Raw genomic sequence first — 11,111 nt, 5'->3', positions numbered from 1 at the left:
CGAGGCGCGCATTCTACAGCAGCCTCTGTATCTGTCAAGCGGTTATTTTAAGAAGTTTTCAAAGTTTCCTTTGCAACTTCAACCACTTGCGCTTCCGATCTCTCGTCAGCGGGAGGCGAATTCTACAGCGTTACACGCTGCTGTCAACACCTCTTTTTCTCCGCTTTCGACCGAGAAGATCGAACCGTTAACTCGGCGAAAACATACTGCCGAACCAACTCCTTCGGGCCTCGATGAACTGAAGCGTGACCGCTGTCGAAAACCGTGTAACTCGTTGAATCTCAAGGAGTTTTCCGTTTCGACTGCGCCGGAAGTGGGGCGAATTATAGACTTCCAGAATCTGCCGTCAACCCCTAATTTGTCTTTTCTATCAATAACCTGCAAAAACGGATGAATCCTTCTCTATATAAGAAGAACAGAAACATCATGAGCAATATATTGCTCAAGCGTTTTTAGTTAAGCATCATGTCGGCGCACCAAACCTCCCCCTGACCCGGATGATGCCTTGCCATGAATGACCAGCCCCGCAGCCTAGCCTCGACCCTGTTCCCGGTGGGACTGCTGCTTATTGCCATGGCGTCCATCCAGTCCGGCGCCTCACTGGCCAAAAGCATGTTCCCGATAGTGGGCGCACAAGGCACCACCACATTGCGCCTGATTTTCGCCAGCATCATCATGCTGCTGCTATTGCGCCCATGGCGCGCGAAGCTCACCGCCAAGTCCCTGCGCACCGTCATCGTCTATGGCATGGCGCTGGGTGGAATGAACTTTCTCTTCTATATGTCGCTACGCAGCGTTCCTCTGGGAATCGCCGTGGCCCTGGAATTCACCGGCCCACTTGCCGTGGCCATTTATGCTTCGCGAAAAGCCATCGACTTTCTCTGGATCGCCCTGGCGATTATCGGTCTGCTGCTGTTGATTCCAACCAGCGATACGAGCGCTGGTATCGACCTGATCGGCGCGGGTTATGCCTTGGGAGCCGGGGTGTGCTGGGCGCTCTATATTCTGTTCGGGCAAAAGGCCGGGGCCGACAATGGCATCCAGACTGCAGCGCTGGGTGTGATGATTGCTGCCTTGTTCGTTGCGCCTATCGGCATCGTGCATGCAGGGGCCGCCTTGCTGACGCCTTCCCTGATCCCCATAGCCATCGGCGTGGCCATTCTCTCCACCGCCCTTCCCTACAGCCTGGAGATGGTCGCCCTGACCCGAATGCCGGCGAGAACCTTCGGCACGCTGATGAGTATCGAGCCTGCTTTTGGTGCCTTGTCCGGGCTGCTGTTCCTCCACGAGTTCCTGTCGCTCGCGCAGTGGCTGGCTATTGCCTGCATCATCCTGGCATCAGTGGGTGCGACCCTGACCATGCGCAGCGAATCGAAACCTTTGGTCGCGGCGGATTGATTCCTGGTTGTACATAGCTCTGGTATTTGCCGCTCAATTAGGCCATGTTTAGGCGCTGTAACTCAGCGCCAGTCATGGATTTTTCAGGCAAGGACCGCACAGACGCCAAAGTGACAGCTAACGCAGTCGAACCTGGACAACAGATCCGGGATCAGCAATAGGGACAGGAATGAAACGTTTTTTGATTCTGTTAGCCGTACTGGCCATCGCAGGTTGCGCCGCAACTTCGAAAACCGAGGTCAAGCGCGGAAAGAAGGGCCTGCATATCAACTGCTCCGGCCTGTCCTCCTCCTGGGACAAATGCTACGCCAGCGCTGCTACCTCCTGCGGCCCCAAAGGCTACAAGGTGATCGCCAAGTCCGGAGATACAGTGGAGGATCCGGGCGACTATCCCTTCGGCCTGAATCCCGCCGGCTATACCAGCCGCAGCATGATCGTCATCTGCAAGTAGGCAGCACCTGCCTACTGCACATCCTGCGTTGGCAATTGACGAACAATTTCGTCATGGCTCGACTTCAGGACCTGGCGCTGAATGTCCGGACTGACCAGCATTCGCGCCACCACCAACGCCCCCACGCATTGCGACAGAATCGACCAGGCCAGGCTGTCGCTGCCCAGGGTGCGCGCCCAACTCTGCTGCAAACGGCAAATCCAGTCTTGCGCCTGCTGTCGAACCACCTCGTCCGCCCGTGAGATTTCCGCGCCCAAGGTTGGCAAGGCGCAGCCCGTTTCAGGGCTCTCGACATGCGCCATGCTCAAGTAGTGCTTGAGACAGCGCTCAAGCCGCATCCGGCTTTGCTCACCATCGCCCCCCAGACGCTCAAGGCTCTGGCTCAGTTCCCGCTCAACGATCGAACCGAACAACTCATCCTTGGATGAAAAGTGGCTGTAGAACGCCCCACCACTCAGCCCGATCGCCTTCATCAGGCCATCGACCCCCACAGTCGAAAATCCTTCTTTTTTCGCTGACACCGCGCTGCTCTGCAGCAGCCGCTCCCGGGTTTCCTGCTTGTGACTGGCTGAATAACGCATGACGCCCCTCTCCTCTCTTCGCCTTGACGCTCGGCGGATCGTAGCATAACGTTCGTTTAGTTAACGACCGTTTACCAATAGAGCGATCCCACCATGACTACAGCCACAGAGAACAAGAAAGTCGTTTTGGTCGTCGGAGCCGGTGATGCCACAGGCGGTGCAATTGCCAAGCGTTTTGCCCGGGAAGGTTTTGTCGCCTGTGTCACCCGACGCAGCGCAGACAAGTTGCAGCCCCTGGTGGAGGCCATCCAGCAATCGGGAGGCGAAGCCCATGGGTTCGCCTGCGACGCTCGAAAAGAGGAAGAAGTGATTGCCTTGATCGAACAGATCGAGCGCGAGATCGGTCCGATCGAAGCCCTGGTGTTCAATATCGGCGCCAACGTGCCCTGCAGCATCCTTGAAGAAACAGCGCGCAAGTACTTCAAGATCTGGGAGATGGCCTGCTTCTCAGGTTTCCTCAATGCACGGGAAGTGGCCAAGCGCATGGTCACTCGCAAACGCGGGACCATCCTGTTCACCGGCGCCACCGCGGGCTTGCGCGGTGCAGCGGGCTTTGCCGCCTTCGCCGGAGCCAAGCATGGCATTCGCGCGCTGGCGCAAAGCATGGCCCGGGAACTGGGACCGCTGAACATCCACGTTGCTCATGTGGTGGTCGATGGCGCCATCGACACGGACTTTATCCGCAACAGTTTCCCGGAAAAGTATGCGCTCAAGGATGAGGACGGCATCCTCAACCCCGAACACATCGCCGACAACTACTGGCATCTGCACAGCCAGCCACGGGATGCCTGGACCTTCGAGCTGGATCTGCGGCCCTGGAACGAACGCTGGTAACCCCTCCCCCATAACAACAATAAAGGAGCATTACCGATGAGCAAAACCGTCGAGTTCTTTTTCGACCTGGGCAGCCCGACCTCGTACCTGGCCTACACCCAATTGCCGAAGATCTGTGCCCAGACAGGCAGCCAGCTGATTTATCAACCCATGTTGCTCGGTGGCGTGTTCAAGGTCACTGGCAATGCCTCGCCGATCAGCATCCCCGCCAAAGGACGCTACATGCTTCAGGACCTGGCGCGTTATGCCAAACGTTATGAGGTACCACTGGTATTCAACCCGCACTTCCCGATCAACACCCTGCTGTTGATGCGCGCGGTGACCGGCATGCAACTGCGACATCCACAGCGTTTTATCGCCTTTATCGACTGCCTGTTCCGCGCACTCTGGGTCGAGAAGCGCAACCTGAACGATCCGGCCACCGTTGCCGCGGTACTCAGTGAGGGAGGATTCGATCCGCAAGAGGTGCTGGCCCTGACCAACGATGAAGAGGTCAAGAACGCCCTCAAGGACAAGACCGAACAAGCCTTGCAACGCGGCGTTTTTGGCGCGCCGAGCATGTTCGTCGATAACCAGTTGTTCTTCGGCCAGGATCGCCTGGACTTTGTCCTCGAAGCCCTGAGCTAAGCCAAAGCTTAGGTAAGACAAACAACGCAATTCGCGCTGCCGGCCCAAAGCCGGCAGCGCGATTCACGTTCAGAGGGTTGCGGTACGGGTATTCAGCCATTCCAGCGCCGCGCCCTGCAGCAGCGGACTCAGGCGCCGACGCACTTCAGCGTGGTAGGCGTTGAGCCACTCACGCTCGTCCTGGGTCAGCAGCGAAGGTTCCAGGCAGCGGCTGTCGATCGGACATAGAGTCAGGGTTTCGAACTTGAGGAACTCGCCGAATTCGGTAGTGCCTGCCTCACGGTTCATCGCCAGGTTTTCGATGCGCACGCCCCAACGGCCCGGACGATAAGTACCCGGCTCGATCGAGGTGATCATCCCTGGCTGCATCGCGGTTTGCGGTGCTGGCGCCGCCTGATAGGCGATCACTTGCGGGCCTTCGTGGACATTGAGGAAATACCCCACGCCATGACCGGTGCCGTGCCCGTAATCCACGCCTTCGGCCCAGATCGGCGCGCGGGCGATGGCGTCCAGCAACGGCGACAGGATGCCCCGCGGGAATTGCGCCCGGGACAAGGCGATCACGCCCTTGAGCACCCGCGTGCAATCGCGCTTCTGCTCGGCGCTCGGGGTACCGACCGGGACCATGCGGGTGATGTCCGTGGTGCCGCCCAGGTATTGGCCGCCGGAATCGATCAGCAGCAGGCCATCGCCTTCGATCACCGCGTGCTCTTCTTCGGTGGCGTGGTAATGCGGCATCGCGCCATTGGCGTTGAATGCAGCGATGGTGTTGAAGCTCAGGGAGACGTAACCGGGGCGACGGGCGCGCGCCGCGGTCAGGTGCTCGTCGATGGTCAACTCGGTAATGCGTTCACGGCCCCAGGCCGACTCCAGCCAGGCAAAGAATTCGCAGAGCGCCGCACCGTCCTGCTCCATGGCCTGGCGGATATGCTCGGCATCAGCCAGGCTTTTACGGGACTTGGCCAAGGTCGTCGGATTCAGGCCTTCCAGCAGCTTCACACCGTTCCCAAGGTTATCCAGCAAACCGGCGGTAACCCGCGCCGGATCCACCAGCAGGCTGGCGCCGTCGGAAATCGCACTCAGGGCCGCGGCCACTTCGCTGTAGTCACGCAGGGTGATGCCGTCCTGTTCCAGCACGGCACGCAAGGCGTCATCGACTTTGCTCAGCGCCACGAACAGCGTCGCCTGCTGTTGGCTGATCAGGGCGAAAGAGACGAACACCGGGTTGAACGAGACGTCACCGCCGCGCAGGTTGAACAGCCAGGCGATGTCGTCGAGGGTGGCGATGAAATGCCAGTCCGCGCCTCGCTCTTTCAGGGTTTCGCGCAGCTTGCCGAGCTTCTCGACCCGGCCGACCGTGGCCTGGGGCGGCAAATGCTGGTAGATCGGCTGGTCCGGCAGGCTCGGGCGGTCGCTCCAGACTTCGTTCAGCAGATCGATATCGGTGCGCAGGCGAGCACCGCGCTCCTGCAGCTTGTTGCCCAGGGTACGCGCCGAAGCCAGCGCCATCACCGCGCCGTCCACCGCGACCACGCCCCCTTCCGGGGTCTGCTCGGCCAACCAGTCCAGCGGGCCGGGCTGGCCCGGCAACAGTTTGACCAACTCGATGCCGCTGCCCTTGAGTTCCTTGGTCGCCTGCTCCCAATAACGGCTATCGGCCCAGACCCCGGCGAAATCCGCCGTCACGATCAGGGTGCCGACCGAACCGTGAAAACCCGACAGCCACTGCCGGCCTTGCCAATAACCGGGCAGGTACTCCGATAGGTGCGGGTCGGCCGACGGCACCAGCAGGGCATGAATGCCCTCGCGGTTCATCAGCTCGCGGGTGCGCGCCAGGCGCTGGGGGACCACTCCATTGGTCAAGGGCTGCGTACTCATTGTGTCTCCTGCTACCAGGTCAATCATTGTTATTGGATACCGAGGGCATCGACCCTCAGGGTTGGGCAACCGCCCAGAACGCCGGTGCACTGGCGGATGAAGCCTTGATCAGCTGGACGGCCTGATCGATGTCCTGCTCGGTGGTGAAACGCCCCAGGCTCAGGCGGATGGTCCGCCCCGCCGCCCGGGCGTCGAGCCCGAGTGCCAGCAACACATGGGACGGCGCATTGCTCGCCGAGTTGCAGGCCGAGGTCGCGGAAAACGCGATGGAGGCACTCAGGGCCGCCGGGTTGAACTCCCCTTCACCGAAGGTGAGGCTCAAGGTGTGGGGAATGCGCTGGGCCGGGCTGCCGTTCAGGCGCAGCCCCGGCACGTCGGCCAATTGTTCGAGCAGACGCTCGCGCAGACGGGCGATGGTCACCGCTTCTTCGTCGAAGTGTTCGGCGGCCAGGGCAAAGGCGGCGCCCATGGCGGCAATCTGATGGGTGGCGAGCGTCCCGGAGCGCAAGCCGCCTTCATGGCCGCCGCCGTGGATCTGCGCCTGCAAGCGCTGCTGCGCGCGCGGGCCGACGTAGAGTGCGCCGATGCCCTTGGGGCCGTAAATCTTGTGGGCGGAAAAGGACATCAGGTCCACCGGCCACTGCGCCAGGTCGATCGCCACCTTGCCCGCGCCCTGTGCCGCGTCGACATGCAGCAGCGCCCCGCGCTCGCGGACCACGCGGCCAATGCCCGGGATGTCGTTGAGCGTACCCAGTTCGTTATTGACCAGCATCAGCGACACCAGGAAGGTGTCGTCGCGCAGAGCCTCGCTGACCGCCTCGGGCGTGATCAGCCCGTCGCTGTCCGGCACCAGGTAAGTCACCGCCACGCCGGCAGCCTGCAACTGGCTGGCGGTGTCGAGAATGGCCTTGTGTTCGATCTGGCTGGTGATGATGTGCCCGCCGGAGATGCCCCGGGCCTGGGCCACGCCCTTGAGCGCCAGGTTGTTGGATTCGGTGGCGCCGGAGGTCCAGACGATCTGCTCGGGCGCCGCGCCCACCAACTGGGCGACCTGCTGGCGCGCCAGCTCGACGCTGCGCCGGGCTTGTTGGCCGAAGGCGTGGGAACTGGACGCCGGATTGCCGAAGTTACCGTTGAACCCCAGACATTCCACCATCACCTGAATGACGCGCTCATCCACCGGCGTGGTGGCAGCGTAGTCGAAATAGAGAGGACGTTTATTCATCGCAAAAATACCCGCAGAGCCTGTTCCAGGATCAAGGTTCGCTCGGTGCCGAACGCTGATACGCGCCCTTTCGGCAACGCAAAAACGGCAGACCGTCAGCAATACCCGATCGGATGCAGTTAAAGAAGGACAACTTCATTTAAAAGTGCGTAGGAACGCTCCCGAGGGGCAGCTTAACAGGCTCCGGGAGCCGGGTTAAGCAAGGTTCGGCCAGGGGGCCGAAGAACAAGGCGCAAGGCGGGAAAATCATCACAGGGTTTTGCCGACGCTCACCGGCAGTCCGTCAGCCTGCGCGGGCAAGGCCGTGGCAGATCGGCAAATCAGCTGGCCCGGCCATGCAGGGTCACGCTGTGCTCGGCGTTCATTTCACCCTTCTGGTCGAAACCGAAGGTCCGTTGCGGGGCAAGCAGCTCGGCCTTCTTCTGTTGGTATTCGTCAAAGGACAGCCCGCGCCGGTTCAGTGCTTCCAGCGCCAGTTCGCGGGTTTCCTCGGCGGTATAGGGACGCGACTCCGGGCCAGGCTGGCTGGCACAACCGGCCAGCACCGCAGTGGCGACAAGCAAGGAAAAGACAAGCGAACGGTTCATGGCAAAAGCTCCTGGATCTGGGCTGCGAGGCAATGAACACAGGCTACCGTCGCCCTTCCCGGGACAGAAATCATCACGCTCGATAGTGGCTATCGATTCCCCCTATCGCCGCCCATCGCAGCCTACATATTCCTAAAAGACCTATAAATATGGAAATAAAGTATTTTTTAGGAATATCAGTAAGCCTTTATAACAGGCCCATCGCGCCGCCTGCTGTTGTCTGAGCAACTGTTCGCCAGGCAACAGCCAATCAACAAAACAGTGTCTTCCCAACAACAGCCTGCTCCTGCAACAGCGCCACAAGCCCCGCCACTCAAGGCTTTGCGTCGCTGGTACAGCTCTTGCTCAAGCCCTGGGACTACTCACTGCTCGTTGAGCCCTGTTCAACAAAGGAACTGATCATGTCGCGTCCATTAAAAGTCGTTGCCCTGTCCGGTGGAACCTGGCGCCCCTCGCGTACCCTGGTGCTGACCCAGGCGCTGCTCGCCGAACTGGCGGGGCAATTGCCGATCGAGAGCACGCTCATCGAACTGGGCGACATCGCCCGCCCCCTGGGCGCGGCCCTGTCCCGCCAGGAGCTGGCGGCGGAAGTCGAAGCGCAGTTGCAAGCCATCGAAAGCGCCGACCTGCTGATCGTCGCAGCGCCCGTGTACCGCGGTTCCTACCCGGGCCTGCTCAAGCACCTGTTCGACCTGATCGACCTCAACGCGCTGATCGACACCCCGGTGCTGCTGGCCGCCACCGGTGGCAGCGAACGTCACGCCCTGGTGCTGGATCACCAGCTGCGGCCGCTGTTCAGTTTCTTCCAGGCCCTGACCCTGCCCATCGGGGTCTATGCCACCGAGGCCGACTTCACCAACTACCAGATCACCAGCGAGCCCTTGAAGGCCCGCATTCGCCTTGCGGCAGAACGCGCCGCGCCGCTGTTCGGCGTGCATCCGAAAAATCTGCTGAAAATCGCTTAAGGACCTGTCATGGATGTTTTCTGGTTTCTTCCGACTCACGGCGACGGCCATTACCTGGGCACCACCCAGGGCGCGCGTCCGGTCACCCTCAACTACCTCAAGCAAGTGGCCCAGGCCGCGGACAGCCTGGGCTATCACGGCGTACTGATCCCCACCGGGCGTTCGTGCGAAGACTCCTGGGTGATCGCCTCGGCGCTGGTGCCCCTGACCGAACGCCTGCGCTACCTGGTGGCGATCCGCCCGGGGATCATCTCGCCGACCGTCTCGGCGCGTATGGCCGCGACCCTCGACCGGCTGTCCAACGGGCGCCTGCTGATCAACGTGGTAACCGGCGGCGACCCCGACGAGAACCGTGGCGACGGCAGCTTCCTCAGCCACAGCGAGCGCTATGAAGTCACCGACGAATTCCTGAGGATCTGGCGCCGGGTGCTGCAAGGTGAAGCCGTGGATTTCGAAGGCAAGCATCTGCATGTGCAAAACGCCAAGGCCCTGTACCCGCCGGCGCAGAAGCCTTACCCGCCGCTGTATTTCGGCGGGTCCTCGGACGCCGCCCATGACCTCGCCGCCGAACAGGTGGACGTGTACCTGACCTGGGGCGAACCACCGGCCGCGGTCGCCGCGAAACTCGCCGACGTGCGCGAACGGGCCGCCCGCCATGGCCGCACGGTGAAATTCGGCATCCGCCTGCATGTGATCGTGCGCGAAACCGCGGAAGAGGCCTGGAAGGCCGCGGACAAGCTGATCGAACACATCAGCGACGACACCATCGCCGCCGCGCAGCAATCCTTCTCGCGCTTCGACTCCGAGGGCCAGCGGCGCATGGCCGCCTTGCACGACGGGCGGCGCGACAACCTGGAAATTTCCCCCAACCTCTGGGCCGGCGTCGGCCTGGTGCGTGGTGGCGCCGGCACCGCGCTGGTGGGCAACCCCGAGCAGGTGGCGGCGCGGATCAGGGAATACGCGGACCTGGGGATCGAGAGCTTCATTTTCTCCGGCTACCCGCACCTGGAAGAAGCCTACCGCTTTGCCGAGCTGGTGTTCCCGCTGCTGCCGGAACCCTACGCCAGCCTGGCCGGGCGTGGCGTGACCAACCTCACCGGGCCGTTCGGCGAAATGATTGCCAATGACGTGCTGCCGAGCAAAAAAGCGGCTGGAGGCTAACCAGCATGGCGACCCCATGCCATGGGTCGCCTGCCGGAACGCTATCGCGGGCAAGAACTGGGCGTCCCCCCTGCTCCTACAGAAACCACCTGCACCCTGTAGGAGCGAGCTTGCTCGCGATCGAGCGCCCCGCGCTCGCCTCACAGCCCCACCGATTTCACGGCCGCGCAACCGGCCCCAAACGAGGAACACCGCGTGACTGCCAAGCCGCAAAGCGCCTTGTTGTCCCCCTTGCAGACCGCCCGCCAGCTGGCGGCCGAGTTTGCCCTGACCGCTGTCGAACGCGACGAACGCGGCGGTACCCCGAAAGCCCAGCGCGACGCCCTGCGCCAGAGCGGCCTGCTGGCCCTGAGCATTCCCACTCAGTACGGCGGTCTCGGCGCCAGCTGGAGCGAGACCCTGAACATCGTCCGCGAGTTCGCCAAGGTCGACAGCTCCATCGCCCACGTCTTCGGCTTCCATCACCTGATGCTGGCCACCGTGCGCCTGTTCGCCCGCCCGGAACAATGGCAACCCTGGTTCGAACAGACCGCGCGCAAGAACTGGTTCTGGGGCAACGCCCTCAACCCGCTGGACACCCGTACCCTGGTGAAGAACCTCGGCGGCTGGCGCGAGTTCTCCGGCAAGAAAAGCTTCTGCTCCGGCGCCAGCGATTCGGAAATGCTCATCGCCTCGGCGGTCGACGAAAGCAACGGCGGCAAGCTGCTGATTGCCGCCATTCCCAGCGGCCGCAGCGGCATCACCCTGCACAATGACTGGAACAACATGGGCCAGCGCCAGACCGATAGCGGCAGCGCCAGCTTCGAGCGGGTGCGGGTCGAGGAATCGGAACTGCTGCTGGACCCGGGCCCCTTGAGCACGCCCTTCGCCTGCCTGCGCCCACTGATCGCCCAACTGACCTTCACCCACATGTTTCTCGGCATCGCCGAAGGCGCCTTTGAAGAAGCTCGCCAATACACCCTCACCGAAACCCGGCCCTGGCATAAGTCCAGCGCGCAGGAGGCCTATCAGGACCCTTATGTGCTGGGTCATTACGGTGATTTCTGGGTGGCCCTGGAAGGCATGCGGCTGTTGGTGGAGCGCGCCGCGGAGCTGCTGGACAAGGCCTGGGCCAAGGGCCCGAACCTGAGCGCCGAAGAACGCGGCCACCTGGCCACGGCCATCGCCACCGCCAAGGTCGCCACCACGCGCCAGGGCCTGGAGCTGTGCAGCCGCCTGTTCGAGGTCACCGGCGCCCGCTCCACCCACGCCTCCCTGCGCCTGGACCGGCATTGGCGCAACCTGCGCACGCAAACCCTGCACGACCCGGTGGATTACAAACTCCATGAGTTGGGTGACTGGGCCCTGAACCAGTCCCTGCCGACCCCGACTTTCTATTCCTAGCCTTCTGCTCCCGGAGCTTGT

At 62.1% G+C, this 11,111-nt stretch carries 11 protein-coding genes and 1 pseudogene; 8 read left to right on the top strand and 4 right to left on the bottom strand.

All coding sequences use genetic code 11. The annotated features are described in order from the left end of the window. From BMY68_RS30115 to BMY68_RS14175, 3 genes and pseudogenes are all read left to right on the top strand, one after another. Positions 1-394 (top strand): annotated as a pseudogene (locus BMY68_RS30115) (hypothetical protein); the annotation flags it as partial. Between the two features lie 116 nt (positions 395-510). Beyond that, on the top strand, positions 511-1,398 hold the full coding sequence (rhtA, locus tag BMY68_RS14180) for a threonine/homoserine exporter RhtA (RefSeq protein WP_007930397.1): 888 nt from the start codon (positions 511-513) through the stop codon (positions 1,396-1,398). 169 nt (positions 1,399-1,567) lie between these two features. Further along, entirely contained in the window at positions 1,568-1,849 is a 282-nt protein-coding gene (locus BMY68_RS14175; RefSeq protein ID WP_009050041.1) for a hypothetical protein, read from the top strand. Between the two features lie 11 nt (positions 1,850-1,860). Here BMY68_RS14175 and BMY68_RS14170 read toward each other — a convergent pair whose 3' ends face one another. Beyond that, entirely contained in the window at positions 1,861-2,430 is a 570-nt protein-coding gene (locus tag BMY68_RS14170; RefSeq protein ID WP_085531612.1) for a TetR/AcrR family transcriptional regulator, read from the bottom strand. A 93-nt stretch (positions 2,431-2,523) separates the two neighbouring features. Here BMY68_RS14170 and BMY68_RS14165 point away from each other — a divergent pair, with 93 nt between their 5' ends. Next, positions 2,524-3,264, top strand: a complete 741-nt coding sequence (locus BMY68_RS14165) for an SDR family oxidoreductase (protein WP_009044879.1) — start codon at positions 2,524-2,526, stop codon at positions 3,262-3,264. 36 nt (positions 3,265-3,300) lie between these two features. After that, complete coding sequence (locus BMY68_RS14160; RefSeq protein ID WP_085531614.1) at positions 3,301-3,891, top strand: 2-hydroxychromene-2-carboxylate isomerase; 591 nt, start codon at positions 3,301-3,303, stop codon at positions 3,889-3,891. A gap of 69 nt (positions 3,892-3,960) precedes the next feature. Here the strand turns inward: BMY68_RS14160 and BMY68_RS14155 are convergent, their stop codons facing one another. From BMY68_RS14155 to BMY68_RS14145, 3 genes are all read right to left on the bottom strand, one after another. Continuing rightward, a complete protein-coding gene (locus tag BMY68_RS14155) occupies positions 3,961-5,769 on the bottom strand; it encodes an aminopeptidase P family protein (protein ID WP_062825134.1) in 1,809 nt (602 codons plus the stop codon). Positions 5,770-5,824: 55 nt separating this feature from the next. Next, positions 5,825-6,994 carry a cysteine desulfurase family protein gene (locus BMY68_RS14150; RefSeq protein WP_085531616.1) on the bottom strand — a complete coding sequence of 390 codons (1,170 nt, stop codon included), beginning with the start codon at positions 6,992-6,994 and terminating at the stop codon, positions 5,825-5,827. Positions 6,995-7,314: 320 nt separating this feature from the next. Then, positions 7,315-7,581 (bottom strand): hypothetical protein, encoded by a 267-nt coding sequence (locus tag BMY68_RS14145; protein ID WP_085531618.1) that lies wholly within the window; start codon positions 7,579-7,581, stop codon positions 7,315-7,317. A 401-nt stretch (positions 7,582-7,982) separates the two neighbouring features. Here BMY68_RS14145 and msuE point away from each other — a divergent pair, with 401 nt between their 5' ends. The 3 genes from msuE to BMY68_RS14130 all read left to right on the top strand — a co-directional run bounded on the left by msuE (position 7,983) and on the right by BMY68_RS14130 (position 11,090). Beyond that, a complete protein-coding gene (msuE, locus tag BMY68_RS14140; protein WP_085531620.1) occupies positions 7,983-8,546 on the top strand; it encodes an FMN reductase in 564 nt (187 codons plus the stop codon). Between the two features lie 9 nt (positions 8,547-8,555). Continuing rightward, on the top strand, positions 8,556-9,707 hold the full coding sequence (gene ssuD, locus BMY68_RS14135) for an FMNH2-dependent alkanesulfonate monooxygenase (RefSeq protein ID WP_085531623.1): 1,152 nt from the start codon (positions 8,556-8,558) through the stop codon (positions 9,705-9,707). 195 nt (positions 9,708-9,902) lie between these two features. Beyond that, the gene (locus BMY68_RS14130; protein WP_009044885.1) at positions 9,903-11,090 is read left to right on the top strand and encodes an acyl-CoA dehydrogenase family protein; all 1,188 of its coding nucleotides are present in this window, start codon (positions 9,903-9,905) and stop codon (positions 11,088-11,090) included. Positions 11,091-11,111 lie beyond the last annotated feature (21 nt).

This window comes from Pseudomonas sp. NFACC41-3 (assembly GCF_900109505.1).
In the GTDB taxonomy this organism is placed as follows: domain Bacteria; phylum Pseudomonadota; class Gammaproteobacteria; order Pseudomonadales; family Pseudomonadaceae; genus Aquipseudomonas; species Aquipseudomonas chlororaphis.
The sequence above is the reverse complement of the archived record's forward strand: the minus strand, read 5'-3'. Positions and strand labels throughout refer to the sequence as shown.